This window comes from Rhodococcus sp. 66b, assembly GCF_002076325.1.
Taxonomy (GTDB): Bacteria; Actinomycetota; Actinomycetes; order Mycobacteriales; family Mycobacteriaceae; genus Rhodococcus_F; species Rhodococcus_F erythropolis.
The window spans coordinates 323,209-348,429 of sequence record NZ_MUZB01000004.1 but is presented as its reverse complement, the minus strand read 5'-3'; the positions used below and the strand labels follow the sequence as shown (position 1 = coordinate 348,429).

Here is a 25,221-nt window from a genome sequence, read left to right as displayed (position 1 = left end):
GGTTAGCGTCCAGACCAAGAGTTGCCAGCCATGAATGCCATAGGAGAAACAGCGATGGATCTGAGGGAATCGCCCGAGCAGCAGGAGCTCCGCAAGGAGTTGCGCGCGTACTTCGCGGCGCTGCTGCCGGAAGAGAAGCGTCGCGCGGCCGGCGAGCAAGGTGTGGGCGGCGAGTACTTCCGCGAGATCGTGAAGTTGCTGGGTAAGGACGGCTGGCTCGGCATCGGCTGGCCCAAGGAATTCGGTGGACAGGGACGCTCCATCGAAGAACAGTTCGTGTTCTTCGACGAGGTTCAGCGCGCGGGACTGCCGTTCCCCTTCGTGACGGTCAATACCGTCGGACCGACGTTGATGAAGTACGGCACCGAAGAGCAGAAGGAACGATTCCTGCCCGGCATTCTTGCCGGCGACATCGTCTTCGCCATCGGCTACACCGAGCCCGAGGCCGGCACCGACCTCGCATCACTCAAGACTCGTGCGGTTCTCGACGGTGACGAGTGGATCGTCGACGGCAACAAGATCTTCACCAGTGGCGCAAACACCGCCGACTACGTGTGGCTGGCCTGCCGCACCGACGCGGACGCCCCCAAGCACAAGGGCATCTCGATCCTGATCGTCCCCACGGAGGACGCAGGCTTCGAGTGGTCACCGATCAACACCGTCGGCGGTTTGATGGTGACGTCGACGTACTACTCCGGCATTCGTGTTCCGTCGAAGGACGTTGTCGGCGAGGTCAACGGCGGCTGGCAGCTCATCACGGCTCAGCTCAATCACGAGCGAATCGGCTTGGCGGCCATCGGTGGTCGCACTTACGGCCTGTGGAACCTGGTTCTGGACTGGGCCAAGGAAAACGGCGCCATCAACATCCCGTGGGTGCAGCAGGACTTCGCTCGTACACACGCCAAGCTCGAGGCCATGCGACTGCTGAACTGGAAGATGACGGCAGCCGTCGCGCAGGACACGCTCTCCGGAGCCGACGCCGGCGCTACCAAGACGTACGGGACCGAGACTCACGTCGACGTCTACCGCACCCTGCTCGGAATTCTCGGCTCCGCCGGACGCATCCGTCCCGAGTCTCCGGGCGCTTTGCTTGCCGGTCAGATCGAGCAGATCTCGCGTCAGGGTGTCGTGAACACCTTCGGTGGCGGCGTCAACGAGGTTCTGCGTGACATGGTCGGCACCATCGGCTTGGGACTCGTTCGCGAAAAGAGGGTCAAGTGAGCGACATTTCGGCGCAACTCGACGCTTTTGTCGGCCAGACGCTTGTTCCCACCACCTGGGGACCCGACGAGGTCAACATCCCCATGATCCGGCATTGGGCCGAGACCATGGGCGATACCAACCCCGTCTACCTCGACGACGAAGCTGCCCGCGCCACCGGCCGTGACGGCGTCGTCGCTCCCGCTCAGATGCTTCAGGTCTGGATCATGCGGACGTTCACCGACAAGATGGCGGGCAACGACCCGTCGCAGGTGTGGACCGATCTGATCGCCACCCTCGACGCAGCCGGCTACAGCTCCGTCGTGGCAACCGATTCCGATCAGGAGTTCTTCGCCGAACTGCGCCCAGGCGATCGCGTGAACTACACCGAGGTCATCGAGTCGATTTCCCCGGAGAAGGAGACCGGCCTCGGCGTTGGGCACTTCGTGACGACGCTCAAGACGTACCGCAACGGCGACGACGAAGTTGTCGGCACGCAGCGGTGGCGGACGCTGCGGTTCAAGCCGCAGGAAGCCAAGGCTCCGGAGGCTCCGCGCGCATTGCGTCCGCGTCCGGCTCTCAACGCGGACAATGCTTTCTGGTTCGAAGCGGCCAAAGAGCACCGTCTGGTGATCCAACGCTGCACGTCCTGCAAGACGTTGCGTCATCCCACCGGCCCGATGTGCGGCGAGTGCCAGTCGCTCGAGTGGGACACGATCGACGCGTCGGGGCGTGGCACGGTGTACAGCTTCGTGGTCAATCATCACCCCAAGATCGACGCGTTCGACTACCCGCTCATCGTTGCGGTAATCGAACTCGAAGAGGGAACCCGATTGATCGCCAACATGGTGGGTATCGCGCCCGAAGATGTCGTGGTCGACATGCCCGTGGAACTTGACTGGATCGACGCCGACCCGGATCTGACGCTTCCCGCGTTCCGGCCGGCCGTACGCGAGGAGCACTGATGGACTTCAATTTCAGCGAAGAGCAGGACGCGATTCGCTCACTGGCCGACGAGGTCTTCACCAGCAAGGCAACGATCGAGCGCACCAAGGAGATCGAACTCTCCGCCGAGCGCGTCGACCGTGAACTGTGGCGAGAACTCGCGACCACCGGCCTGCTCGGTATCGCCCTGCCCGAGGAGTTCGGCGGCGGCGGGCTCGGCTTGTCCGAGCTGTACGCACTGCTGGAGGAGCAGGGCCGTCACGTTGCGGCCGTGCCGATCTGGGAAACGGCCCTTGCGGCATTGGCTGTCAACGAGTTCGGTTCCGATTCCCTTCGTGCCGAGCTCCTTCCGAGTGTTGCCGACGGCAGTCGATTCCTGACCGTCGGGCTCGAGGAATTCGGGCCGTACACGGGCGGCGACCCGCTGACCACGGCCGAGCAGGACGCCGACGGCAACTGGACCGTGACGGGTGAGAAGGCAGTAGTGCCGATGACTCACGTCGCGAACCTTGCTCTCGTTTCGGCAACCGCTTCCACCGGTACGGCACTGCTGCTTGTGGACCTGAATGCCGAAGGAGTGACGCTCGAACAGACGCAGTCCACCAACTGGGAGATCTGTGCCAACGTCACCTTTGTCGGTGCCCCCGCGCAGCTGATCGGTGCGGCTGACGGCACCACGGTTCCGTGGCTGATTGACCGAGTTGAGCTGGCATTGGCCGCAATTCAATGGGGTGTCGGCTCGGGTGCAGTCGCGCAGGCTGTCACGTACCTGAACGGCCGCAAGCAGTTCGGCCGTCCGCTGGCGACCTTCCAGGCCGTCAATCATCAACTCGCTGACTGCTACATCGATCTCGAAGCGATGAGGGTGACACTATGGCAGGCCGCCTGGCGTATCTCCGAGGGATTGGATCTCGGCACCTCGGTACTGGTCGCCAAGTGGTGGGCAACCGACGGCGGACAGCGCGTCGTGCATCGCACCACGCATGTCCACGGCGGTATGGGCGTCGACACCGACTACCCGGTTCACCGTCACCTCTTGTGGGGCAAGCAGATTGCTGCCACCCTCGGCGGTTCCAGCTCCGATCTCGCGCGTCTGGGTGCGCAGCTCGCATCCGGTGTGGAGGTGCTCGCATGACCGTACTTGCCGGTCGCAGTTACGCAGACGTCGTTGTCGGAGAGGCATTGCCCGAGTTGGCGATCCCGTTGACCCGCACGTTGATCGTCGCCACCGCAATCGCCACCCGCGATTTCCAGGACGTGCACCACGATCCGAGCCTGGCCCAGGAGCGCGGCTCCAAGGACGTCTTCATGAACATCCTCACGAGCAACGGTCTTGTCGGTCGATACGTCACGGACTGGGCCGGATCTGCATCGACCCTGCGCCGCATCGCCATTCGTCTCGGGGCGCCCAACTACCCGGGTGACACCATGACGATGACCGGTGAGGTCGTGTCCAAGGAAGACGGAGTGGTCGTGGTCAAGGTGCAGGGTGCAAACAGCCTCGGCAACCATGCATCCGGCACCGTCGCAGTCGCTTTCAAGGAAGAGGAGAGGCTCTGATGGCGATCAGCCCGCTCTCGGGAGCCGCCGCCATCGTCGGCATCGGATCCACCGAGTTCTCCAAGAACTCCGGCCGCACCGAACTGCAGTTGGCGTGTGAGGCCATCGTCGCGGCACTCGCTGACGCCGGTATCGATCCGTCCGAGGTCGACGGTCTGTCCACCTACACGTCGGAGACGAACGGCGAAGCCATTGTGGCTCGCAACTGTGGCCTCGGCGAGCTGAAGTTCTTCTCGCGCATTCACTACGGCGGCGGCGCCGCGTGTGCCACCGTGCAGCAGGCGGCCATGGCAGTTGCGACGGGTGTTGCCGACGTCGTGGTTTGTTACCGCGCCTTCAACGAGCGCTCCGGTGTGCGCTACGGCCTTGGGCAGCACGATCGACCCATGGACAGCACCGCGGATCGCGCGGCATATGCGTGGATGACTCCGCAGGGATTGTCGACTCCCGCTCAGTGGGTCGCCATGTTCGCCCGCCGCTACATGCACCAGTACGGTGCGACGAGTGAGGACTTCGGACGAGTTGCAGTGGTGGCGCGCAAGCATGCCGCCAACAACCCGGCTGCCTGGTTCTACGAGCGTCCGATCACACTCGAGGACCATCAGAACTCGCGCTGGATCGCCGAGCCTCTGCACCTGCTCGACTGCTGCCAGGAAACCGACGGCGGCCAGGCATTGGTCATCGTCTCTGCCGAGCGCGCAAAGGATCTGGCCAACAAGCCCGTCATCATCAAGGGCGCCGCTCAGGGCAGTAGCAAGGATCAGCACATGATGACCAGCTACTACCGTCCTGACATCTCTGGTATCCCGGAGATGGGCCTGGTTGCTCGTCAGTTGTACGGCCAGAGCGGCCTGACCCCTGATGACATCAACGCCGCGATTCTGTACGACCACTTCACCCCGTTGGTGCTTCCGCAGCTCGAAGAACTGGGCTTCTGCAAGCCAGGCGAAGCCAAGGACTTCATTCGCGAAGGCAACCTCGAGATCGGTGGACGCTTGCCGTCCAACACTCACGGTGGTCAGGTCGGCGAGGCATACCTGCACGGCGTCAACGGAATTGCCGAAGGTGTGCGACTGGTCCGAGGAACGTCGACCAATCAGCCCGACGGCGTCGAAAACGTCTTGGTCACAGCCGGAACGGCAGTGCCCACCAGCGGTCTCGTTCTAGGCGCTGTTTAAGAGAGGAAATGACAGTGATAACTTCGGAAGCTGCGAAGACCGCCGGCGATTGGCGCGGAGCCGATCTCGGTACCCGCACCGTGGCGTACACCGAGCGCGACGCGATCTTGTACGCACTCGCCGTGGGCGCCAAGGCAACCGAGCTGGACCTCGTCTTCGAGGATCAGCTTCGGGTACTGCCGACTTTTGCTCTGACGCTGGCACAGTGGGCTCCCGACGCTCTGGGCTCGGCGGGCGCCTTCGACACCTCGACGGCACTGCACGGCTCGCAAGAGTTGAAAGTGCTTGCTCCGCTTCCGCGTAGCGGTGAGGTGACGTTGAAGGCTTCGGTCGGCGAGGTGTGGGACAAGGGCGCAGCAGCGGTGTTCGAAGTGAAGGTGGAATGCGAGTACTTCGTCGCGACCTGGTCACTTTTTGCTCCCGGTGCCGGCGGATTCGGCGGAGAACGTGGACCCTCACGTCCGGCGGAGCCGACCGGTGAGCTTTCGCTGACCGGTGTGCTGACCACAGCGGAGAACCAGACGGCGATGTACCGGCTCCTGGGCGACAAACACCACATCCACATCGATCCCGAGGCTGCGGCGCGGATCAACCAGCCGCGTCCGATCATGCACGGGCTGTGCACGTTGGCCGCCAGCACACTCGAGCTTGCTCGGATCGCCGGAGTGCATCCGGCTGATCTTGTCAGTCTCGAGGGCCGATTCGCTGCGGCGATCCATCCGGGTGAGTCGCCGTCCATCGTTGCGTGGGGAACTCCCGACGACCTGGCCTTCCAGGTCACCAAGGGTGATCAGGTAGCGATTTCCGGTGCACGAGTGAGCTTCTCCGCTCACTAGTCCCTCCAGACTCAACTGCGGGGTGCTTGACCCCTTGTCGCGCCCCGCAGTTGTTTGCACGAAGAAGCAGCCCCTGAGCGATTCGCTCAGGGGCTGCTCTGTGCTTGTGTTCAGTCCTGATGGGTCGCCATGTAGCGAGCCGGGTACTCACCGCCGCCGTGAACGGCGATGTCGGCGCCGTTGACGTACGAGGAGAGTGGGCTCGCCAGGAACAGGCAGGAGTTTGCGATATCGGCCGGGACGGCCATGCGCTCCATCGGAATGGTCCTGGTGACCGCCGCGCCGCCGTCGGCGCCGTAGACCTCGGCGGCAGCCTCGGTACGGATCAGGCCGGTGGTGATGTGGTTGATCCGGACCTTCGGCGCCCATTCGAGGGCCAATGCCTTGGTCAGAACGAGGAGGCCGGCCTTGGCTGCGCTGTACGCCGCGGTTCCGGGCTGCGGATCGATTGCCGAGACACTGCCGATGTTGATGATGGCACCGCCGTCGTCCTGAGTCTGCATCACTGCGTTGGCGGCCTGGGCAACGTTGAAGGGTGCCAACAGGTTCAGCGCCACGATCTTCTCGACGAAGCGGGGTGACACCGTCGCAGCATCGGCATCGGGGGAGCCGCCGGCGTTGTTGACCAGGACGTCCAGACGGCCGAAGCGCTCGACGGCATCCTGGACGAGGGCTGCGGCGTCGGCGGGATCGCGGACGTCCGTGGCGCGAAAGGCTGCGCTACGGCCGTCGGCGGTGGGTAGGTTTTCGGGCTCGTTACGGCCACAGACCAGCACGTTCGCACCCGCGGCGAGGAAGGTTTCGGCGATGACGTAGCCGATGCCTTTGGTGCCGCCGGTGACGATCACCGAGCGTCCGCTGAAATCGACGGGGTTGGGCAGTGTCACGGTGGAGCCTTCCTGGTGCGGTGCCGAGCTGAATTGCCGCCCAATGTGATTGACGCGACGTGGTCGCACACCTTAGGGTCAAGCAAGTGCTTGGTTGTTTTGTAGGTCGAGTGTAGACGACAAACGGCGGCAGTCACCAGAATCGACCGGTCCTTCCCGCAAAGGGACCTCTGCGTCGACAGACATTGGAGTAGTCACATGGGCAAGCTCGAAGGCAAAGTTGCACTCATCACGGGTGCGGGTCAGGGAATCGGGCAGGGGATTGCCTTGGCCTTGGCCAAAGAGGGCGCCGTGATCGCCGTTGCCGGTCGCACCGAATCCAAGTTGCACACCACATGCGGACTACTCGCTGACATCGGTGCGCGCGGTGAGGCCGTGGTTTGTGACGTCAGCAAGAAGGACGACATCACGGCGGCCGTGGACCGAACCGTCGAACTGTTCGGCGGAATCGACATCCTGGTCAACAACGCCAACGACTGCAAGCCAGGCCCGCTCTTGAGCGTGCTGGACGAAGACTTCGAGCGTTCCTTCGCGACGGGCCCACTCGCCACCCTGCGCATGATGCAGGCGTCGTACCCGCACATGAACAGTCGTGGGGGCGGCGTCATCATCAACATGGTCACCTCGGCCGCCGTGCGCTGGGATGCCAGTAACTACGGCGCTTACGGTTCCATCAAGGAAGGCATGCGCTCGTTGACCCGCGCTGCCGCCTGTGAATGGGGCAAGGACAACATCCGCGTTCTCAATGTTGCCCCGCACGCCAAGACCCCCGCGTTGCAGTGGTGGATGGACAAGAATCCGGAAGAGGCTGCGGCTTTTGTCGCGGGTATCCCGCTGGGACGCGTCGGAGATCCCGAGACCGACATCGGTCGTGCCGTCGTCTTCCTCGTCAGTGAAGACGCCGGTTACCTGACGGGTGCCACGATCCCGCTCGACGGCGGTCAGTCGCGCTGGGGCTGACCGCCATCGACCCGATCAGGTCATCACGGCGCCGCCGTCGACGGCAATCGTCTGCCCGGTGACGTTGCGAGCCTTGTCGCTGAGCAAAAACGCGACCATCTCGGCGATGTCTCCGGGCGTCTGGGCTCGACCCATCGGAACCATTTGGGCAACAAAAGAATCGAAGACATCAGCATCGGAAACGCCCGCTAGTGCAGCATCGCGCCGACGCAGTTCCTTGATGGTTCGCAGCCACATGTCGGTGAGGATCAGCCCGGGCATGACCGTGTTCGAACGGAGCCCTCGAGTCGCGCCGATCCGGGCGACGCTGTGACTCATCTCGATCACGGCGGCCTTCGACGGCCCGTAGTGCGCGAGCATGTCACCGCCCAAGCGGGCACCGATCGACGCAATGTTGACGATCGCTGCCGGACCTTCGGTTCTACTGACGAATTCGCGGCACATCAGGAAGCTGCCCTTGGTGTTCACTGCAAAGGTGTTGTCCCACTGGTCTTCGGTGATCTCGAGGAACGGCGTGAAGACGCCGATGCCGGCACCGTTGACGAGCGCAGTCGGACTTCCGACCGACGCAGCCACGTCGAACGCGTTCTTGACGTCGCCTTCACGTCGAACGTCGCATCGTGCCGTGTGGACTGCTACGCCAAGGCTTTCCAGGCGTGCTGCGGTGTCGGCGAGTGCAGCCTCTTCGATGTCGAGTAGAAGCAGGGTGCCGAAGTCCTCGGCAAGCCGCTCGGCAATAGCGGCGCCCAACCCGGCCGCTGCGCCCGTGACAATGGCTACGGGCGCGCTCACGGCAGGTGCGTTTCGAGCAGTGGGGCAAGCAGTTCGGCTGCGCGCGCTGCCGTGATGACCTCGCTCGGATCCACCTTGGTGACGACTTTCGAAGCAGAATCTTCGTAGACGTGCTCACCGATGAGTCGACCCTGCTCGTCGTACGGCCAGACGAATGCCAAGGTCCGACGCACGAGATACCAACCGTCGGAGTCGATGCCCGACGACTGTTCAGGGGCTGCGGACGTGGATCCGCCCGATTCGTGCACCGCGCCGAACACCCCGTCTCCGAGGATCGCTCCAGGAACGAATTGACTGAAGAGTGTCTCACCCGAGAACCCGCTGTCGGATACCGCGAAGTCGGACTTCCCGGTCCACATGACAAGGGTGTCCGTCTCGGCGAGTGACTGGTAGAAGTTGGTGACGGCGTCCATGCCGTCGAGGACAATCGACTGGCCGTCTTCGAACAACCGGTAGACGGGTTCTTCGACGGTCATGTCCGGCGAGAGGATTTCCTTGTAGCGACCGGAGACCTCGAGCAAGGCGTGGCGTCGGTAGTTACGGAGGATCTTCTGGTGCCGCGGATTGTCGATGGTTTCCAATTGCTTTTCGACGCCATCCATCATGTGGACGAATTCGTGCTCGTACTTGCTCATCACATCTCCTGGTTTCGCAGATTCGGCGGGCTGTCCGGATCTGCGACAACTGTGACCTGGCGAGGCATTCGCTGTACATGTAGATCTTCGTTCGAGAATTGCCAGTTTGCTTAACTTCGCTGTTCAGATACCGTGATGGTCGTCACTTTAAGTCGAGCGGCGGGCCGAAAACAACCGAATGGACGGTAATGAAGAAGGCGAGAAGAGGCGAAGATCTGAATCTGCGTTTGGTGTCCTCGTTGCTCGTCGTCGTGGCGGAAGGGCACTTCGGGCGAGCGGCAGACCGGCTGTTCGTCACCGCGCCCGCCCTCAGTCAGCAGATTCGACGACTCGAGGAGCAGGTGGGAGTCGAGTTGGTCGATCGCAGTTCGCATCCGGTGGTGCTCACCGCCGCGGGTGAGGTGTTCGTCGCGGATGCGCGGCCCGCTCTCGAGTTTGCCGTTCGCGCGATGAACGGTCTCGACGCACTCGAGCGTCGGCGGGCCAGGCGGTTGCGGATCGGATTCATCAACGGGGCTGCCGGGAGTTTGGGGCGTGCGGTGATCGATTCGTTGCACGCGGAGGTGGAGCTCGTCCAGTTGGATTGGTCCCAACAGGTTTCGGCGGTGGCGAGCGCGACCGTCGACGCGGCATTCGTGCGACCGCCACTGCCGGTGCTCGACGGTGTGGTGCTCGAACGGATAGGCGTCGAACCGCGGGTGGTGGCTCTGCCTCGAGGGCACCAACTGGCGGGTCGCGCGAGCATCGAAATTTCTGAAATAGATGGGACTGTGCAGGTTTCGAGTGACGGCGCACCACCCGAATGGGTGAAATGGTGGTCGGTGGACCCGCGCCCGAGTGGTGTACCCGTCCGGTACGGTCCCTCGGTCCGCACGATGGACGAAGCGCTCGAGGTTGTCGCCAACGGTCGGGCGGTGGTGATAACGGCAGCAACCATTGCCGAGTACTACACCCGCTCGGATATCAGTTTCGTGCGCATTTCCGACATCGAGCAGTGTTCGATCGATCTGTGTACCCGCGAGGGCGACAGCAGTCCGGCAGTGATCGAGCTACGCAAAGCTGTTGCGGCCCAGGGTGCCGGGAGGACCACAAGCTGACGGGAAGGCTGGGTGCCGGAAAGGCCGGGTGATCAGCGAAACCGTTCGCGGTACTGGACCGGGCTGCACTGCCACCGGGACCGGAACCTGCGCGCTGCGTGGCCGGGGTCATGCCATCCAACGGCGCGTGCGGCCCCAGCAACGCTGAGTTCCGTTGTGCGCAACAGGGATGCGAGACGCTCGACGCGCAAAGTTTGGAGATAGGACATCGGGCTGGAGCCGGTGTCGGCAACGAACACGCGGCTCAATTGTGAAGGCGAGAGCGCTACCTCGGCGGCCAGCGAACTCAGAGTCCACGGATGATCGAGGGAATTGTTCATCAACTCGACAGCCTGCTCGACCGTCGCACGGTAACCGCGTTGTTCACTGTGGCTTACCGTGGCGGAGACGAGAGGCTCGAGCACGGAGAACGCTGCGAATAGAAGGGCATATTGCTCGAAAACCCCAGTCCCGAGATCTCGGGATCGGCCCGTCCCTGCTGCGAGTTCGTCAAAAAGTTCGGCCAGTTGTGGGGTGCGGTCGTCGACATCGAGGGTCAGAACGGGCCGAGGGGCGCGCGGCTCCGGTGACACCGCGGCGCCCCAGCCCGGGACTCTCGTGATCCATGACAACTCGTCGGCGAACAGAGTCGGATCCAGAAACACATTGGTAGTCAGCAGGCGGTTCGATTCGAGGCTGTGGCGCGAGCCGGGAGCGAGGATCAGTAGGTGACCCGAACGTATGTCCGTCACGTCGTCGGCACTGCGCTGGACCGCTCGGCCATCTCGAACGAGAGCCAATTCCACGGCGTCGTGGCTGTGTACATCCACGTCGTGGTCGAGGCGAAGATGCGCGGCGTGTACTCGCGGACCGGCGCACTCCGCGGCGTTCGTCGATTTGACGCGCACCACTGCCTCCCCTCACGCTTCACGGCTTCGTCGGTAGGTACTCCACATCGTCGACTGTCAGTTCGTCGAGTTCCTGAGGCGTCAGGTTCCGTCCGTCGGCGACCGCCGCATGCATGCGGGCGAACACGTCGTCGGCCACCTCGTCGGCGTCGGCTTTGCGTTTCCAGTACCCAACGATATGCGAGTTTATCGGGGAGTAGCCAATGTCCCGGCGGAGCAGGTGCCGGACTCCACGGAGGGCACCAGCCTCTCCTGCCGCCCAGACGTAGTCGGGCTGATGTGCCGACAACGCTTGACGGAGTTCCTCGATCATCGAGTCCTCGTCAGAGCCGCGGATCCACCGGGCGCGCCCGTCTGCGGCGGACTCCAGTGGAATTTCATCGTCCGCGGTATCGGCAGTCAGAAGCGCGATCGCCTCTTGATCGGCGGTCAGAGATTCCAAGATCGTCATAATTGCGGGGAGAGCGGAAGCGTCGCCGAGCAACACCAGAGAATGCGCCAGCTCTGGGAGTGGTTGGTTCCCTCCGGCATTGGTCAGTCCGACGACGTCGCCGGGAACGGTGTTCGTGACCCACCTGCCGGCCGGCCCGTCGCTGTGGACGACGAAATCGATGTCGACCTCGCACAGCTCCGGGCGATGCGCGCGGATCGTGTACGTCCGCACTATCGGCTTGGGTGCGTCGTCGGCGTACTCGAAACCGCGAGCTCCGACGGTCGGAATCGTTAGTTCTCGGGCGGCTGCGGCCTCGTCGGCGTCATCGGGCAGAAAGATCTTCACCTTCGGAGCAATGCCTTGGCAGTCGTAGTCGCCGAGTTCGCCGAACGTCACTCGGACGAAATGAGGTCCTATCTCTCGTTTCCTTGTGACGACAGCGCGATAGGTGGTGAATCGGGTGCGGATTGCCGTTGCCGTGTCTTGCATGAAGTGCTCCTTGAAAGCAATCGAAGTTAGGTATACCTATCTTCAGGCGAACTGGATCTCGGTGGTGAGGACGTAACGCGCATGTACTCGGATTAAATACGCATTCTTGCCGTCTTCGTTTTAGTCAGTTAGACTAAAACCATGAAAACGATCAGCGCGGTACTTGAAATCGTCGAGGCGGCACGAGTTTCGGCCGATGTGTTCGGGGGAGACTCCAGCGATCTCGACACCCGTCGCGCTGCGAAGCGTCGTTTTCATCGGCTCGCCTCCGCCATTCATCCGGACCGGGCGAAGCCCGAAGATCGGGTGCGATACTCGGCCGCAACATCTCGGTTGAACGAGCTATACCGCAGTTGGACAGCGGAGTTCGAGCCGGCAGATTCTCGTCCCGTTTATGTCGGCGAGCGGGGCGAGTACACGTTGGGTGGACTGGTAGCGCGCGGCTCGGTCGCTAACCTGTACCGGTCCGATGCCGTTGTCGTACTGAAGATTCCGCGAAACCCTCGGGCGAACTCGATGATCGAGGCTGAACGGAATGTGTTGACGGGCATCGAGAATTCGTGCGAAGCCGGTTGGGCAGTCTCGTACTTCCCGCGATTGATCGATCGAATCACCCATGTGGGCAGCGGCACGAGACGTCAGATCGATGTGTTGGACGATCTGACCGAAGGTTTTGTGAGTCTCGCCGACGTCCGTGAGGCGTATCCAGGTGGCCTCGATCCACGGGACTGGGCGTGGATGCACCGACGGCTACTTCGGGCTCTGGCAGCAGCGCATGCGACTGGTTGGGTGCACACCGCGATTACCGCGGAGAACGTGCTGATCGAGCCTGATCGGCACGGGGTGGTGCTGGTCGGCTGGTCCTTTGCCACCCGTACGGGCAGCCGCCCGGTGGCGACTATCGGTTCCGATCGTGATTCGTACCCACCGGAACTCGGCGAAGGAGCGTCTCCGGCCTGGGACGTCTACATGGCTCATCATTTGATGCTCCGAATGCTGGGCGAGCAGACCCACGAACGGATGAAGGCGTTTGCCGACGGCTGCATGCAGGACAACCCGAGATTGCGTCCCGACGCGGTCGACCTACTTGGCGAGTTCGACGAACTCCTCGATCTTCTCTATGGCCAGCGGACATTTCGTCCGTTCGCCGTTCCATCCACGAAAGGACAGTGATTGTCATGGGCTACGGATACTGGGACGACAACACCTATTTGGCGGGCAAGACTTTTCGTGCCGCACGCGGTGTCGACGATTTCGGTTACACCGATTCGCTTCGGTCGCGTCCGCGAAGCAGTTGGAAAGCGGACCCGACCCTCGACCCCTTCGGCGTCGACAAGCGTGAATGCCGAGACTCGGACGGGCACCCCGATTCTCTCCCGATAGCAGTGCTTTTCGATGTCACCGGCTCGATGGGCGCTGTTCCTCGAATCATGCAGGACAAGCTCGGAAAGCTGCACGGGCTGCTGCAACGCAAGGGATATGCGGATGATCCGCAGATTCTGTTCGGTGGTATCGGCGACGCCGATTCCGATCAGGTGCCACTACAAGTCGGCCAGTTCGAGTCGGGAAACGCGATGGACGAGCAGCTTCGGACCATCTTCCTCGAGGGCAACGGTGGTGGTCAGAAGTCGGAAAGCTATGAATTGGCAGCATATTTCATGGCACGTCACACCAGTACGGATGCCTGGGAGAAGCGCGGAAGGAAAGGCTACCTCTTCATCATCGGTGACGAGCTGAACAAGCCGCGGCTCTCGGCTCGTCACATCCGTTCGGTGATCGGGGACAAGGTACGTCAGGACGTGTCGGTGCCGTCGATCTACCGTGAACTCGAAGAAAGATGGAACGTCTACTTCGTTCTGCCGGATCAGTCGTCGTACTTCAACGATCCGGAAATCGCGGATCACTGGAAGACGTTGCTCGGTGAACGCTTCGTCAAACTCGACGATCCCGCCGCGGTGTGCGAACTGATCGCGCTGACGGTCGGAATCGGCGAGGACCGCATCGACCTGCGTGACGGACTGGCGGATCTCCGCGACATCGGTTCAAGAGCTGAAGCCGAGACTGTCGGCAAGGCTCTCGCCCTGATTCCAGGGCGCAGCACCGCGACGGTGGCCGGTTTGCCGCGCGATCTCGGAACCGGCACGGACGATGTCGATTTCGCCTAGAAGGAGAACATGATGGAGCCGTTCGAAGACCGCGATATCGTCGTCGTAGACCTCGGGTTCGGAGATGCAGGGAAGGGAGCGACCGTCGATTGGCTTTGCTCCGATCGAGCCGATCTGGATGTGGCCGCAGTGGTCCGCTTCAACGGTGGGGCACAGGCAGCGCACAACGTGACGGTCGGCGAGCGCCACCACACGTTTTCGCAGTTCGGCTCGGGAACGCTGTCCGGCGTCCCGACGTTTCTCTCGAGATTCGTGTTGGTCGAACCCATCGCGCTCGCACGGGAAGCGCGTGCACTGGAAGCGCTCGGAGTTCGAAATCCGTTCGATCTGATACGGATCGACGCGCGCGCATTGTTGACGACACCGATCCACGTGGCCGCCAACAGGGCCCGTGAGGATGCTCGCGGCGATAACCGACACGGCTCGTGTGGCAAGGGGATCGGTGAGACGGCGGCGTATGCGCTCGAAGTTGCGAGTGCGCCTACGGTGGGAGACTGCCGGCGACATGATTCCTTGCGTCGTAAGTTGTCGGCGTTGGCCACATTCTACGGACCGTTGATCGCGGAGAGTCGCCACGGGTTTCCGCCGATCGACGACATGGTCGACATGTACGCCGAATTCGGTGCCGTCGTGGACATCTCCGACCCGGATGCGCTGGGCGCGTTGGGTGCCGGTGGTCGTCTGGTGTTCGAGGGGGCACAAGGTGTCCTTCTCGACGAGTGGCGGGGGTTTCACCCACACACCACGTGGTCGACGGTCGAGCCGTCCAACGCGCGAGCGATGATCGACGAGTTGGGCCGGGACAGTTACGTACTCGGCGTCACCCGCACCTACATGACACGACACGGAGCTGGGCCGTTCCCGACGGAGGATCCGGAGCTGGCGAAGGTGTTGCCCGAGCTGCACAACGGGACGGGTGAGTATCAAGGCGGATTCCGGACGGGCCACCTCGACGAGTTGTTGTTGCACTACGCAATCGAGGTGAGCGGTGGCGTCGACGGCTTAGCGCTTACTCATCTCGACGCGATGGATCGCGCGCGGGCTGCAGGCATCCCGATCCACGGGGTGCACGCGTACGAAGGATTGCCGTTCGTTCCCGTCGGAGAGTGGAAGGATCTCGATCACCAGCAGGCGCTGACAGATTCCCTGAAAGCCGTAGGGGTCGTGCCGAAGGAACTTCCGGCCGACCCGGAGGATTTCGCCCGGTATCTGAGCGAGGAAATGGGTGCGCCGGTAGTGCTGACCGCGAACGGTGCCGACCGGGTCGATCGTCAGATGCGATGCCCAGTGCCTGCATGATGGACGGTGTGGACCAGTCACTTGTCTCGATCGATGTCATCGCGCTCCGGTTCGGCAATCCGGAACCCGGGATGTTGCGATTTGCCGTCACTCCGCGGCGAGCGGAGCCGTACACCGGGCAGTTGGCGCTGCCCGGTGTACTGCTGGGCACCGGTGAGCGGTTGCAGGACGCCGCCAGGCGAGCCGTGACCACCAAGCTCGGAATTCCCGACGAGAAGATCCTCGTCAGCGGTCAATTGACCGTGTTCGACGAACCCAATCGCGACCCCCGCGGTCCGACGCTCTCGGTCACCATGTGGGCAGTGATCTCGTCGGACGAGGTGCCGGGTTCGGCCGAATGGGTGAGCTGGGACAACCCGGGGGACCTTGCGTTCGACCACAATCGGATAGTCGCCGATACCCGCCCGATCCTTGCTGACACCCTGTTGTGGCGAGATCAGGCTTTCACGCGTGCACTACTGGGTCCGTCGTTTCCGGCGTCGTACGCGCTGGCCGTGGCGGAGGAGCTTTCCGGTGTGCGTCCGGACCCGGGCAACTTGAACCGGACGCTCAAAGCGTTGCCAGGGCTGGAACGTACGGACGAACGAGTCCGGGTCAGTGCCACCGGGCGACCCGCGGTGGTCTGGGCGTGGACCGAAAACAGCTGACCACCTCAGAAGTTGCCCCGCGCGGCCTGCTCACGCTCGATCGCTTCGAACAGGGCTTTGAAGTTTCCCAGCCCGAATCCCAGTGAGCCGTGGCGTTCGATGATCTCGAAGAACACGGTGGGACGATCTCCGATCGGCTTGGTGAAGAGCTGAAGAAGATAGCCGTCCTCGTCGCGGTCGACGAGGATGCCTCGCTTCTGCAATTCCTCGATCGGAACTCGAACCTCTCCGATACGCGCGCGCAATTCGGGATCCTCGTAATACGAAGCAGGAGTAGAGAGAAACTCGATTCCTTCGTCGACCAGAGCATCGACTGCTCCGAGGATGTCGTTGGTCGCAAGCGCGAGATGCTGAGCGCCGGGACCTTGGTAGAACTCGAGGTACTCGTCGATCTGTGACCGCTTCTTCGCGATGGCAGGTTCGTTGAGTGGGAACTTGACTCGGTGATTGCCGCTCGAGACGACCTTGCTCATCAGCGCGGAGTAGTCGGTGGCTATGTCGCCGCCCACGAACTCGGCCATGTTGGTGAATCCCATGACCCGGTTGTAGAAGTCGACCCACTGGTCCATCTTGCCGAGTTCGACATTGCCGACGACGTGGTCGAGGGCCTGGAAGATTCGCTTGGGCGCGCCGTCACGCTTGCGGTACGACGACGTCCGTTCAACGTATCCGGGAAGGTAAGGGCCGGTGTAGCGGGAACGGTCGACGAGGGTGTGCCGAGTCTCGCCGTACGTCGCGATTCTGGCCAGGCGAACGGTGCCGTGCTCGTCGGTGATGTCGTGCGGTTCGCTCAACACCGTCGCGCCTTGGGTGATGGCGTGTGCGATGCACTTGTCCACGTCAGGGACGCTGAGCGCGATGTCGCGGATACCGTCGCCGTGACGGCTGTGATGTTCGATCAGCGGACTTGCCGGATCCACAGCGCCCTTGACGACAAACCGCACCGCCCCACTCTTGAGTACAAACGCGTGGTGGTCGCGGTTTCCCGTCGACGGGCCTGAATAGGCCACCAATTCCATGCCGAACGCGGACTGGAAGAAATGTGAAGTCTGCGTGGCATTTCCGACGATCCATTCGAGGCCGTCCCAACCGCTCACGGGAAAGGGATCGTGATCGCTGTCGTACTCGACCAAGCCGACCAACTGGCGCAATTGCTCCAGATCCAGGCCGGCCAGCTGTTCGTCGTCGGTGAGAGTCTGTTCGACGGTCATGATGAGTCCCCTCTGAGTGCGATGTACACAGCGCGGTGCTCGAGTTATGTTCGGCACTGCCAGTACAAACAGATAAGTCCTTCAGAGGTTGGGTAGTCAACGGAGGTAGTTGAAAGTAGACACAGCGCCGGAATGCGAAGATGGTGGCACTGTTTTGTAGGCAATTTGCATAGTTGAACGACGAGTGGAGCAGACGTGAATCTCGACGCAGTGGATCTGGCTCTGTTGGACGCGATGAACAAGCACCCGAGAGCCGGTGCGTTGGAGCTTTCGCGTCAGGTCAAGGTTGCGCGGGCGACAGTGCAGGCGAGATTGAAAAGGATGGAAGATGCGGGCGTCATCGCCGGATACGCGCCGCACATCAATTTGGCTGCAGCGGGTTTCGGAGTACAAGCATTCGTGACTTTGCAGATCGCCCAGGGGGCGCTCGACACCGTCACCGCGGAACTCGAGGCAATCCCCGGTGTGCTCGAGGCCTTTGCCACCACAGGCTCCGGCGACGTGCTGTGCCGGATTGCCGCTGCGTCGCACGAGGATTTACAAGCGACGCTGCTCGAACTGAATCGGTCGGGGATAGCCACCCGGTCGACCAGCGTCATGGTTCTCTCGGTTGTGGTGCCGCTCCGGTCGATGCCCCTACTGCAGACTCTGCAATCGGAGCAGACGACCAAGGCCCCGGCATACCGACGAGGCGGTCAGTCTCGCTGACGACCCGGAGCCCAGAATCCCAGAACGATCGCGGATACCCACATGATCGCGGCGAGCGTGAGTGCTCCTTGATCCATGCCTTTGATGAAGGCTTCACGGGCGAATTCGGCCAACTGGGCACCCTGCGGTCCGGCTGCTTCGGCGACATGGAGAGCGGCGGCCAGAGAACCGGATACCGGTTCCTTGGCGGGTTCGGGCAGCAAGTCGACCGCGGGCTGGACGTGATTGCCATAGCCGGCGGCGAGGATACTTCCCGCCAGTGCAACGCCGATGGCAGAGCCGATCTCACGGGTTGCGTCGTTGACTGCTGAGGCAACACCCTGTTTGGAGTCTGGTGCGTTGGAGACGATCGCAGCAGTGGCGGGGGTTGTCGACAAGCCCAATCCGATAGCGGCTACTACCAAGGGGACACAGACTTCGGCATAGGTCGAACTGGCGTCCAAGCGCGTCAAGAGTGCAATTCCGGTTCCGAGGAAGGCAACACCGGTGGCGGTGAGAGCGCGAAGGCCGATACGCGGAATCAGTAGGGGCGCAACCACGGACAACGCCATCACCGGCACAGCGATCGGCATGAGGGCGAGCGCCGATTGCAGTGGGGAGTAGTCGAGCACCAGTTGGAGATACTGCACGATCAGGAAGAACAAGCCGAAAGTCGCCAGGAATTGCAGGGTCAGTGACGCTGCGCCGCTGCCGAATGCGCGATTGGCGAACAGTCTCACGTCCAGAAGTGGATGGCGAGTACGTAATTCGACCCAGCTGAATACCGCGGCCATGGCAATTCCGCCGACCAGCAACGCGAGAACTACCGGATCGAGCCAACCACGGGCCGGCGCCTCGATCATCCCCAGGACGAACAGTCCGATCGAGCCGGCGATCAGCGCTGTACCAGGTAGATCGAGTGGAGTTGCCTCCGTGTCCTTCGACGTCACGATCGTGAACGACACCACGAGGATGAGGACCGAGACGACGGCCAGGCTGACGAAAATCGAATGCCAGGACCATTTTTCGAGGAGTAGCCCGGAGACGACGAGTCCGGCGATTGCACCGGACCCTGCGACGCCGGACCAGACTCCGACGGCACGGGCACGCTGCGCCGGCGGGAAACCTGCAGTGAGTAGAGACAGCGTCGCCGGCATGACAAATGCGGCGCCGACGCCGGAGATCACGCGGGAGACGATGATCCACGACGGTTCGTCCGCGAAGACCGGAATCGACGAGCCGGCAGCAAAAACGAGTAGTCCGAACATGAGCAGTTCTCGTCGACCGTATCGATCGCCGAGTGCGCCCGCCGGCAACAAGAGACAAGCCAGCGTGAGCGTGTACCCGTCCACGATCCACGTGAGCTGGCTCTGTGTTGCACCGGTATCGCGGGCCAAGTCGGGAAGGGCCGTGTTGAGAGCTGCCATCGCTGCGACGACCAGCGCGACGGCGCAGCACGCGACCGTCAGCATCCAGATCTGTCGGATGGTCCACGTGGACTGTTCGAGCGTCGTATCGCTACTCACGAAACCTCCCGATAGAAACAAGACCATCAGTATCGTTACAAGAACAGCAGTTCCACAACCCCCAAGTGGGTATAACTGAGGTTGTGACGGCGGGAATCGACAAGCAGGAAATCGACAAGCAGGTCAGCGACGAGGATCCGCGTAAACAGCGTTCCAGGTCCAGGTTGCTCGACGCGGCGACCAAGCTGCTGGCAGAAGGCGGCGTGGACGCGGTGACGATCGATGCTGTCACCAAATTGGCCAACGTCGCACGTGCGACGCTGTATCGGCATTTCGACAGCGGCACGGAGTTACTCGCCGCGGCATTTGCTCGCCTCTTACCGCCGGTGCCCGAGATGTCCGGGGAAGGTGACCTCCGCGCGCAATTGCTCGAGTTGTTGACCAGTCAGGCCAAGGCCATCGAAAGCGCACCGATCCAGGTGACGGCCATGTGCTGGCTCGGCTTGGGGCCGGAGCTGAAGGGCTACTCGAGCGTCGACGCCCTGTCGACGGACAAGCCCGAATTGCGATCGTTGCGCCAGACGGTCTTCGAGCAGTACCGTCACGCGTTCGATCGGATCCTGCGCTCGCCGGATGCGATCGAAGCGTTGGGGGAGTACGACTACGACGTCGCACTTGCTCAGTTGGTCGGACCTTTGGTGCTCACCAAGCTGGCCACGCTGACGCCTCTCGGGGAGGCCGCGTGTGAGCAGATCGTGGACGATTTTCTGGCTGCACGCGGAGTGTCGAGCTGACAGCTCACGGCTCCAGATTGCGTCGTAGCACGTACTGCTCGAGGCGGTCGATGCCGCGCACTCGTCGCGGACGAAGGTGTCGCAGTTTGAAATTGGCGTCCGAGCCGAGCTGGGTGGCCAGCTCGGAGTCGATCAGCACGGTGCCGGGGCGAGCGGAGCTGGTCAGGCGCGCGGCCTTGTTGACCACCGAACCGTAGAGATCTCCGAAGCGAACCAACGTCGGACCCATGGCCAGACCTACCCGAAGCTGTGGATCGTCGTGATCGGCGAGGACCGCCTGCTGGATCTGCAAGGCGATCTCGGCGGCGTGGTGGGGGCTCTCGGCGGCAAACATGACCTCGTCACCGACGGTCTTGACCACCCAGCCGTAGTTGCGTCCGATGATTTCGGTGGACGCGGACTCGAACCGCTCGAGCAGATCGTTGAGTTCGGCGGAGTCGAGGCCGCGAGTCAGCGAGGTGTACCCGACGATGTCGGCGAAACCCACGACCAGAACGCGACTCGCGACTTCTTCGCCCGGGTTTCCCACGTTGCGGCCCGTCGACGACGCGACGTGACGCTTCCATACGTACGTCTGCAGAGATTCGACAGCGGGAATGATCTCGGCGCCGAGGCTCAGGACGACATTTCTGATGGCGTCGGGTTCGTGATCCACCGAGTCCGCAAGCTGATCGATGATGTGTGTGCTGATCAGCGATACCTGCCACTCCGCCAACCTCGACATCGACTGTCCGAGAGAACGGGCGGCTGCCACCTCACTGTTCTGCGAGATGACGCCTCGATTGACCATGTCGGTGATGGTCTTGAGGGCGTCGGCGTCTTGCTGCGTGAACATGACCGCGTCGGGATCCTCGTCGACGGCAAAGCCCATCGCCACCCACAGACGATCGGCGCGCTCACGTGTCACCCCGGCGAAATCCGCGATCTGCGACTGTGTGAAGCAGCGCGGTCCGCCGAGGAGGGACTCCTCGATGTCGGCTTGAATCCGGCTGAGCAGATGAGCATCGACGTCGATCGGCTCAGCAGCGTGAGATTCAGCAGCGTTAGATTCAGCAGGGGCGGGTTCGGTGACCTCGTCGATCCACTCTGACTCCGAACTGCTCACCGTGCTCCTTCTTGCCGCAACGAATTTCTGTCCACCATCTTCCACGCGGTGCCCCGAGAACAGTACTGAATTGGCCGAACCGCCTACGGATCCTCGGGCTCAGGCGGGCGGTGAGAGTCAACACGTCGGTGGCTTGTGCAAGAGTTGCCCCGAGAAAAGCACTGTCGATACTGAAATGCACGAGATACTTCTGAAAGGACCTGCGCATGCCACCCCGTAGACGTTCCGGCGCTGCCGCATCAACGCCGGATCACCTCACTGCGGACAATCTGGCAGCGCTCGCCACGGCTGTCGCCGAAGGCAAGCGCGCCACCGTCTATCTGCGCGAGGCGACTCCCAGCCTGGGGATCGAAGCCGGTACCTCGGCGAAAGTCGTGTCGGTGGACGGCAACACCGTGATGATCCGCCCCAAGGGCGTGAACGACGAATTGCCTTTCGAGGCAGAGGAATTGCGCATCAACCGCGTCTCCGCGGCGCCGGCCAGACCGGCGCCACGGCCCAAACCAGTTGTGGAGTCCGAGCCCCTGATGGAGCCACTCGTAGAGCCTGTTCGACCGAAGCCGCGTGCGCAGCCTGCACCCGCTCCGGTACCGACTACCACTGCTGCCCCTGCCGCGACACCTCGTCCGGCCGTCAAGCGTGCGAAGAAACTGCCGGCCGGCATCAGCGTCACCATCCATGCGGGCGCGGACAACGACTGGAGCGTGACGGTCACACAGGGCGCCAAGCGTCCGGGCAAAGCAGTTCCGGTCGCACCCGATGCAGTCGAGCGAGCTGTCCGCGAGTTGGGTGAGCCCACCGCCATCGAAGCTGTCGAGTCCATCATCGTCGCTGCACGGGACATGGCTGCAGCGCGAGTCGACGAGTTGAGTCGCCAGCTCGAGGAGGCACGCAAGATGCTCGAAGCGCTCGGAGCTACCGACTAGAAACGCTGCGTAGGTCCGCACTTTCCGGGGTATGCGTTTTTTGCAGCGGGGAGATTACCGGCGGAGAGATTGTGATGTTGCAGCGAATTGTTTCGGCTCTGGCAGCGTTGGTCTTGGCACTCGGACTCGGGTTCATCGTCAGCAGCAACGCGGTTGCTGCACCCACGCCCATGGGTGGTGGTTCGGGCATCATCATCGACAATCAGCTGGTCTGCACGTTGACCACTATCGGGCACGACAACGGCGGCAGACTCGTGGGTATCACCGCAGGTCACTGCGGTGGTCCTGGATCGTTCGTGATCCCGGAAAGCAACGAGGACGCAGGCGTGGTCGGCACGTTCGTCGAGTCGAACCCGGACCTGGACTACGGGGTCATCCAGTTCGATCCGGGCAAGGTCACACCAGTTCGAACGGTGGGCGCGGCAACCATCACCTCGATCGGCGCTCCGGCCAGCTTCCCGGCTACAGCCTGCAAGGAAGGCCGTACGACGGGCACCACCTGCGGCGTCGTCTGGGGAGACCTGAGCGCCGACGCATCCACCTGGACTCAGATCTGCGTCGACCACGGTGATTCGGGAGCCCCGGTCACGGTCGGCACGACGCTGGTCGCGATGGTCAACGCCTACCTCTGGGTGCCGTGCCTGGGGCCGGAACTCGGCACCAACATGACCTCCATCGTGGACACGATCAATGCCCACGGAGGCGTCGGCGCCGGGTACCGGCCCATCTAGCTGCGAGCTGGGATCAGCCGCACACTGCTCCACCCGAGGCTGATCCCACGAGCTTGGAGTACTTGGCCAACACACCACGTGTGTAGCGAGGCGGCAACGGCTCCCAGCCCTTCTTGCGGGCTTCCAATTCGGAGTCGTCGACCAACAATTCGAGTTGTCCGGTACCCACGTCGAGCCGGATCTGGTCGCCGTCGCGAACGAACGCGATGGGACCGCCGTCGACGGCCTCGGGCGCAACGTGTCCGACACACAGGCCGGTGGTGCCGCCCGAGAATCGTCCGTCCGTCAGCAGCAGGACGTCCTTGCCGAGACCCGCACCCTTGATCGCGCCCGTGATGGCCAGCATCTCACGCATTCCGGGACCACCCTTCGGGCCCTCGTAGCGGATGACGACGACGTCGCCACCAGTGATGGTCCCGTCTTCGAGCGCGTCCATTGCGGCGCGTTCACGTTCGAAAACCCGTGCAGTGCCGACGAATACATCAGACTCGAATCCTGCCGACTTGACCACCGCGCCGCCGGGCGCAAGTGACCCCTTCAGGATCGTGATGCCTCCGGTCGGGTGAATGGGCTTGTTCATCGCCCGCAGGACCTTGCCGTCCGGATCGGGCGGGGTGATGTGCGCCAGATTCTCCGCCACGGTCTTGCCGGTGACGGTCAGACAATCTCCGTGCATGAGTCCCGCGTCGAGCAATGCCTTCATGATGACGGGGACGCCGCCGATACGGTCGACGTCCGTCATGACGTGCTTTCCGAAGGGCTTGACGTCGGCGAGGTGCGGGACCTTCGCGCCGACGCGAGCGAAGTCGTCGAGCGTCAGCGGGACGTACGCTTCGTGCGCGATCGCGAGGAGATGGAGCACCGCATTGGTGGATCCGCCGAACGCCATGACTACTGCGATGGCGTTCTCGAACGCTTCCTTGGTGAGGATGTCCCTGGCGGTGATGCCCCGACGAAGGAGTTCGACAACGGCTTTGCCGCTCTCGCGGGCGAATCCGTCGCGGCGACGGTCCGGTGCGGGCGGTGAAGCGCTGCCGGGCAGCGACATTCCCATGGCCTCGGCGGCGCTGGCCATCGTGTTTGCGGTGTACATGCCGCCGCACGCGCCTTCGCCCGGGCAGATCGCCCGTTCGATGGTGTCGACGTCGGCGCGGCTCATCAGTCCACGCGAGCAGGCGCCAACAGCCTCGAACGCGTCGATGACGGTGACTTCCCGCTCGCTGCCGTCGGAAAGTTTGGCGACGCCGGGGAGGGTGGAGCCGGCGTACAGGAACACGCTGGCGAGGTCGAGGCGGGCCGCCGCCATCATCATGCCGGGCAACGACTTGTCGCAGCCGGCGAGAAGAACCGATCCGTCGAGACGCTCGGCCTGCATGACGGTCTCGACGCTGTCCGCGATTACTTCACGGGAGACGAGGGAGAAGTGCATGCCCTCGTGACCCATCGAAATGCCGTCGGAAACGGAGATAGTGCCGAACTCCAGGGGGAATCCACCGGCCTCCCGGACACCTTCCTTGACGGCCTTGGCCAGGCGATCGAGGGACAGGTTGCACGGTGTGATCTCGTTCCAGGACGAGGCGACGCCGATCTGCGACTTGACCCAGTCGTCGTCACCCATTCCTACTGCACGCAACATGCCGCGCGCTGCGGTCTTTTCGAGTCCGTCGGTGACGTCACGACTTCTGGGCTTGATGTCGGGTTCGGTCATTTTCCAAGCATAGGCGTCAGCAGGATGTCTTTCCGGCAGACGAGCGACTTGAGTTGCCTCGAAACAGCGCCCGCGTTGAATAGACTCGCCGCATCACAGTTGGGGCTGGGTGTGCTGGGCGATTCAAGTACAGGGGGATTCAGGTGGAGTCGGAACTGATTTCAGCTTTCGGGTTTGCAGTTCTGGCGGCCGTCTTGACCGGTAGTGGTGTCTTCCTGGTTGTTCTGACGGTTCTGCACGAGATTGCCCGGTGGAAGGGCCGCTTCGTATCGGTGTGGGTGACTTTCTTTGCCGCGCTGCTGATACTGCCTGTGCTGTTCGGTGCGTTGATCGCCGGCTATTCCGCGTTCTCCGAGATCGACGGGTCCGAGGCACTGATTCCGCCGGCGTTCTGGATCCTGATCGCGGCCGGGGGTGCACTCGGCGGTTACATCGGAGTCAAGGTCGGTGTGGTTCGAGGCTCGGCCCTCGACTACCGGTTGTGATCGGGATCGACTCGGTCAAACTTTCAGAGAATCGCAGGCGAAGCCTGGGTGAACATCCCGAAGCTCTCTTGAACGGCCGTTCAGGTGCGGGTTCACTC

At 62.7% G+C, this 25,221-nt stretch carries 26 protein-coding genes; 17 read left to right on the top strand and 9 right to left on the bottom strand.

Features of this window, described 5'->3' with window-relative positions; translation table 11 throughout:
- Positions 1-54 precede the first annotated feature (54 nt).
- The 6 genes from B0E55_RS09745 to B0E55_RS09720 are packed head-to-tail and all read left to right on the top strand — an operon-like array spanning position 55 to position 5,719.
- Positions 55-1,221 carry an acyl-CoA dehydrogenase family protein gene (locus tag B0E55_RS09745; protein WP_020970792.1) on the top strand — a complete coding sequence of 389 codons (1,167 nt, stop codon included), beginning with the start codon at positions 55-57 and terminating at the stop codon, positions 1,219-1,221.
- The gene (locus B0E55_RS09740; RefSeq protein WP_080909622.1) at positions 1,218-2,165 is read left to right on the top strand and encodes a bifunctional MaoC family dehydratase N-terminal/OB-fold nucleic acid binding domain-containing protein; all 948 of its coding nucleotides are present in this window, start codon (positions 1,218-1,220) and stop codon (positions 2,163-2,165) included. The genes B0E55_RS09745 and B0E55_RS09740 overlap by 4 nt, the downstream gene beginning before the upstream one ends.
- On the top strand, positions 2,165-3,280 hold the full coding sequence (locus B0E55_RS09735) for an acyl-CoA dehydrogenase family protein (protein ID WP_080909621.1): 1,116 nt from the start codon (positions 2,165-2,167) through the stop codon (positions 3,278-3,280). Before B0E55_RS09740 ends, B0E55_RS09735 begins: the two co-directional genes overlap by 1 nt.
- Entirely contained in the window at positions 3,277-3,705 is a 429-nt protein-coding gene (locus B0E55_RS09730) for a MaoC family dehydratase (RefSeq protein ID WP_020909133.1), read from the top strand. The genes B0E55_RS09735 and B0E55_RS09730 overlap by 4 nt, the downstream gene beginning before the upstream one ends.
- Complete coding sequence (locus B0E55_RS09725; protein ID WP_020909132.1) at positions 3,705-4,883, top strand: lipid-transfer protein; 1,179 nt, start codon at positions 3,705-3,707, stop codon at positions 4,881-4,883. The genes B0E55_RS09730 and B0E55_RS09725 overlap by 1 nt, the downstream gene beginning before the upstream one ends.
- A gap of 8 nt (positions 4,884-4,891) precedes the next feature.
- Positions 4,892-5,719 carry a MaoC/PaaZ C-terminal domain-containing protein gene (locus B0E55_RS09720; protein ID WP_080909620.1) on the top strand — a complete coding sequence of 276 codons (828 nt, stop codon included), beginning with the start codon at positions 4,892-4,894 and terminating at the stop codon, positions 5,717-5,719.
- A 110-nt stretch (positions 5,720-5,829) separates the two neighbouring features.
- Here B0E55_RS09720 and B0E55_RS09715 read toward each other — a convergent pair whose 3' ends face one another.
- Positions 5,830-6,606 carry an SDR family oxidoreductase gene (locus B0E55_RS09715; RefSeq protein WP_003940546.1) on the bottom strand — a complete coding sequence of 259 codons (777 nt, stop codon included), beginning with the start codon at positions 6,604-6,606 and terminating at the stop codon, positions 5,830-5,832.
- Between the two features lie 198 nt (positions 6,607-6,804).
- On the opposite strand from B0E55_RS09715, the gene B0E55_RS09710 reads away from it, so the two are divergent.
- Positions 6,805-7,566: an SDR family NAD(P)-dependent oxidoreductase gene (locus B0E55_RS09710; protein ID WP_020909130.1), complete on the top strand. Its 762-nt coding sequence runs from the start codon at positions 6,805-6,807 to the stop codon at positions 7,564-7,566.
- A 15-nt stretch (positions 7,567-7,581) separates the two neighbouring features.
- Here the strand turns inward: B0E55_RS09710 and B0E55_RS09705 are convergent, their stop codons facing one another.
- Positions 7,582-8,358, bottom strand: a complete 777-nt coding sequence (locus B0E55_RS09705; protein ID WP_046379285.1) for an SDR family NAD(P)-dependent oxidoreductase — start codon at positions 8,356-8,358, stop codon at positions 7,582-7,584.
- Positions 8,355-8,993 carry a hypothetical protein gene (locus tag B0E55_RS09700; protein ID WP_080909619.1) on the bottom strand — a complete coding sequence of 213 codons (639 nt, stop codon included), beginning with the start codon at positions 8,991-8,993 and terminating at the stop codon, positions 8,355-8,357. The genes B0E55_RS09705 and B0E55_RS09700 overlap by 4 nt, the downstream gene beginning before the upstream one ends.
- Positions 8,994-9,181: 188 nt before the next feature.
- On the opposite strand from B0E55_RS09700, the gene B0E55_RS09695 reads away from it, so the two are divergent.
- Complete coding sequence (locus B0E55_RS09695) at positions 9,182-10,090, top strand: LysR family transcriptional regulator (RefSeq protein WP_080909618.1); 909 nt, start codon at positions 9,182-9,184, stop codon at positions 10,088-10,090.
- Positions 10,091-10,122: 32 nt separating this feature from the next.
- Here B0E55_RS09695 and B0E55_RS09690 read toward each other — a convergent pair whose 3' ends face one another.
- The gene (locus B0E55_RS09690) at positions 10,123-10,977 is read right to left on the bottom strand and encodes an AraC family transcriptional regulator (protein ID WP_158510638.1); all 855 of its coding nucleotides are present in this window, start codon (positions 10,975-10,977) and stop codon (positions 10,123-10,125) included.
- 19 nt (positions 10,978-10,996) lie between these two features.
- Positions 10,997-11,899: a siderophore-interacting protein gene (locus B0E55_RS09685; RefSeq protein WP_080909617.1), complete on the bottom strand. Its 903-nt coding sequence runs from the start codon at positions 11,897-11,899 to the stop codon at positions 10,997-10,999.
- A gap of 141 nt (positions 11,900-12,040) precedes the next feature.
- On the opposite strand from B0E55_RS09685, the gene B0E55_RS09680 reads away from it, so the two are divergent.
- From B0E55_RS09680 to B0E55_RS09665, 4 genes are read left to right on the top strand one after another with little or no spacing between them, the layout of a single operon-like run.
- Complete coding sequence (locus B0E55_RS09680) at positions 12,041-13,072, top strand: hypothetical protein (protein WP_080909616.1); 1,032 nt, start codon at positions 12,041-12,043, stop codon at positions 13,070-13,072.
- Between the two features lie 5 nt (positions 13,073-13,077).
- Positions 13,078-14,064: a hypothetical protein gene (locus tag B0E55_RS09675; protein WP_020970783.1), complete on the top strand. Its 987-nt coding sequence runs from the start codon at positions 13,078-13,080 to the stop codon at positions 14,062-14,064.
- Positions 14,065-14,073: 9 nt separating this feature from the next.
- Entirely contained in the window at positions 14,074-15,363 is a 1,290-nt protein-coding gene (locus tag B0E55_RS09670) for an adenylosuccinate synthetase (protein ID WP_443216804.1), read from the top strand.
- Positions 15,360-16,010 (top strand): NUDIX domain-containing protein, encoded by a 651-nt coding sequence (locus tag B0E55_RS09665; protein ID WP_020970781.1) that lies wholly within the window; start codon positions 15,360-15,362, stop codon positions 16,008-16,010. The genes B0E55_RS09670 and B0E55_RS09665 overlap by 4 nt, the downstream gene beginning before the upstream one ends.
- A 5-nt stretch (positions 16,011-16,015) precedes the next feature.
- Here the strand turns inward: B0E55_RS09665 and hppD are convergent, their stop codons facing one another.
- Positions 16,016-17,221 (bottom strand): 4-hydroxyphenylpyruvate dioxygenase, encoded by a 1,206-nt coding sequence (hppD, locus tag B0E55_RS09660; protein WP_080909615.1) that lies wholly within the window; start codon positions 17,219-17,221, stop codon positions 16,016-16,018.
- 195 nt (positions 17,222-17,416) lie between these two features.
- On the opposite strand from hppD, the gene B0E55_RS09655 reads away from it, so the two are divergent.
- Entirely contained in the window at positions 17,417-17,929 is a 513-nt protein-coding gene (locus B0E55_RS09655) for an Lrp/AsnC family transcriptional regulator (protein WP_003939810.1), read from the top strand.
- Here B0E55_RS09655 and B0E55_RS09650 read toward each other — a convergent pair.
- A complete protein-coding gene (locus B0E55_RS09650) occupies positions 17,917-19,461 on the bottom strand; it encodes an MFS transporter (protein WP_019745285.1) in 1,545 nt (514 codons plus the stop codon). The genes B0E55_RS09655 and B0E55_RS09650 overlap by 13 nt on opposite strands.
- Before the next feature lie 56 nt (positions 19,462-19,517).
- On the opposite strand from B0E55_RS09650, the gene B0E55_RS09645 reads away from it, so the two are divergent.
- Positions 19,518-20,168 (top strand): TetR/AcrR family transcriptional regulator, encoded by a 651-nt coding sequence (locus tag B0E55_RS09645; RefSeq protein ID WP_019745284.1) that lies wholly within the window; start codon positions 19,518-19,520, stop codon positions 20,166-20,168.
- Positions 20,169-20,172: 4 nt separating this feature from the next.
- Here B0E55_RS09645 and B0E55_RS09640 read toward each other — a convergent pair whose 3' ends face one another.
- Positions 20,173-21,273 (bottom strand): adenylate/guanylate cyclase domain-containing protein, encoded by a 1,101-nt coding sequence (locus B0E55_RS09640; protein WP_020970778.1) that lies wholly within the window; start codon positions 21,271-21,273, stop codon positions 20,173-20,175.
- A gap of 206 nt (positions 21,274-21,479) precedes the next feature.
- Between B0E55_RS09640 and B0E55_RS09635 the strand changes: the two genes are divergently transcribed.
- Together B0E55_RS09635 and B0E55_RS09630 are read left to right on the top strand one after the other, a co-directional pair.
- A complete protein-coding gene (locus tag B0E55_RS09635) occupies positions 21,480-22,199 on the top strand; it encodes a DUF6319 family protein (RefSeq protein ID WP_080909614.1) in 720 nt (239 codons plus the stop codon).
- A 74-nt stretch (positions 22,200-22,273) separates the two neighbouring features.
- Positions 22,274-22,930 carry a S1 family peptidase gene (locus B0E55_RS09630; RefSeq protein ID WP_007732621.1) on the top strand — a complete coding sequence of 219 codons (657 nt, stop codon included), beginning with the start codon at positions 22,274-22,276 and terminating at the stop codon, positions 22,928-22,930.
- Positions 22,931-22,943: 13 nt separating this feature from the next.
- Here the strand turns inward: B0E55_RS09630 and ilvD are convergent, their stop codons facing one another.
- Entirely contained in the window at positions 22,944-24,638 is a 1,695-nt protein-coding gene (gene ilvD / locus B0E55_RS09625) for a dihydroxy-acid dehydratase (protein ID WP_003940201.1), read from the bottom strand.
- Positions 24,639-24,781: 143 nt separating this feature from the next.
- Between ilvD and B0E55_RS09620 the strand changes: the two genes are divergently transcribed.
- Complete coding sequence (locus B0E55_RS09620) at positions 24,782-25,123, top strand: hypothetical protein (RefSeq protein WP_019745280.1); 342 nt, start codon at positions 24,782-24,784, stop codon at positions 25,121-25,123.
- Positions 25,124-25,221: the final 98 nt, after the last annotated feature.

Excerpts from the sequence above, each read along its gene's own strand:
- B0E55_RS09745 (WP_020970792.1), top strand. The coding sequence starts at position 55 with ATGGATCTGAGGGAATCGCCCGAGCAGCAGGAGCTCCGCAAGGAGTTG.
- B0E55_RS09735 (WP_080909621.1), top strand. The coding sequence starts at position 2,165 with ATGGACTTCAATTTCAGCGAAGAGCAGGACGCGATTCGCTCACTGGCC.
- B0E55_RS09730 (WP_020909133.1), top strand. The coding sequence starts at position 3,277 with ATGACCGTACTTGCCGGTCGCAGTTACGCAGACGTCGTTGTCGGAGAG.
- B0E55_RS09725 (WP_020909132.1), top strand. The coding sequence starts at position 3,705 with ATGGCGATCAGCCCGCTCTCGGGAGCCGCCGCCATCGTCGGCATCGGA.
- B0E55_RS09720 (WP_080909620.1), top strand. The coding sequence starts at position 4,892 with ATGACAGTGATAACTTCGGAAGCTGCGAAGACCGCCGGCGATTGGCGC.
- B0E55_RS09710 (WP_020909130.1), top strand. The coding sequence starts at position 6,805 with ATGGGCAAGCTCGAAGGCAAAGTTGCACTCATCACGGGTGCGGGTCAG.
- B0E55_RS09700 (WP_080909619.1), bottom strand. The coding sequence starts at position 8,993 with ATGAGCAAGTACGAGCACGAATTCGTCCACATGATGGATGGCGTCGAA.
- B0E55_RS09695 (WP_080909618.1), top strand. The coding sequence starts at position 9,182 with ATGAAGAAGGCGAGAAGAGGCGAAGATCTGAATCTGCGTTTGGTGTCC.
- B0E55_RS09685 (WP_080909617.1), bottom strand. The coding sequence starts at position 11,899 with ATGCAAGACACGGCAACGGCAATCCGCACCCGATTCACCACCTATCGC.
- B0E55_RS09680 (WP_080909616.1), top strand. The coding sequence starts at position 12,041 with ATGAAAACGATCAGCGCGGTACTTGAAATCGTCGAGGCGGCACGAGTT.
- B0E55_RS09675 (WP_020970783.1), top strand. The coding sequence starts at position 13,078 with ATGGGCTACGGATACTGGGACGACAACACCTATTTGGCGGGCAAGACT.
- B0E55_RS09670 (WP_443216804.1), top strand. The coding sequence starts at position 14,074 with ATGATGGAGCCGTTCGAAGACCGCGATATCGTCGTCGTAGACCTCGGG.
- B0E55_RS09665 (WP_020970781.1), top strand. The coding sequence starts at position 15,360 with ATGATGGACGGTGTGGACCAGTCACTTGTCTCGATCGATGTCATCGCG.
- hppD (WP_080909615.1), bottom strand. The coding sequence starts at position 17,221 with ATGACCGTCGAACAGACTCTCACCGACGACGAACAGCTGGCCGGCCTG.
- B0E55_RS09650 (WP_019745285.1), bottom strand. The coding sequence starts at position 19,461 with ATGGTCTTGTTTCTATCGGGAGGTTTCGTGAGTAGCGATACGACGCTC.
- B0E55_RS09635 (WP_080909614.1), top strand. The coding sequence starts at position 21,480 with ATGCCACCCCGTAGACGTTCCGGCGCTGCCGCATCAACGCCGGATCAC.
- B0E55_RS09630 (WP_007732621.1), top strand. The coding sequence starts at position 22,274 with ATGTTGCAGCGAATTGTTTCGGCTCTGGCAGCGTTGGTCTTGGCACTC.
- ilvD (WP_003940201.1), bottom strand. The coding sequence starts at position 24,638 with ATGACCGAACCCGACATCAAGCCCAGAAGTCGTGACGTCACCGACGGA.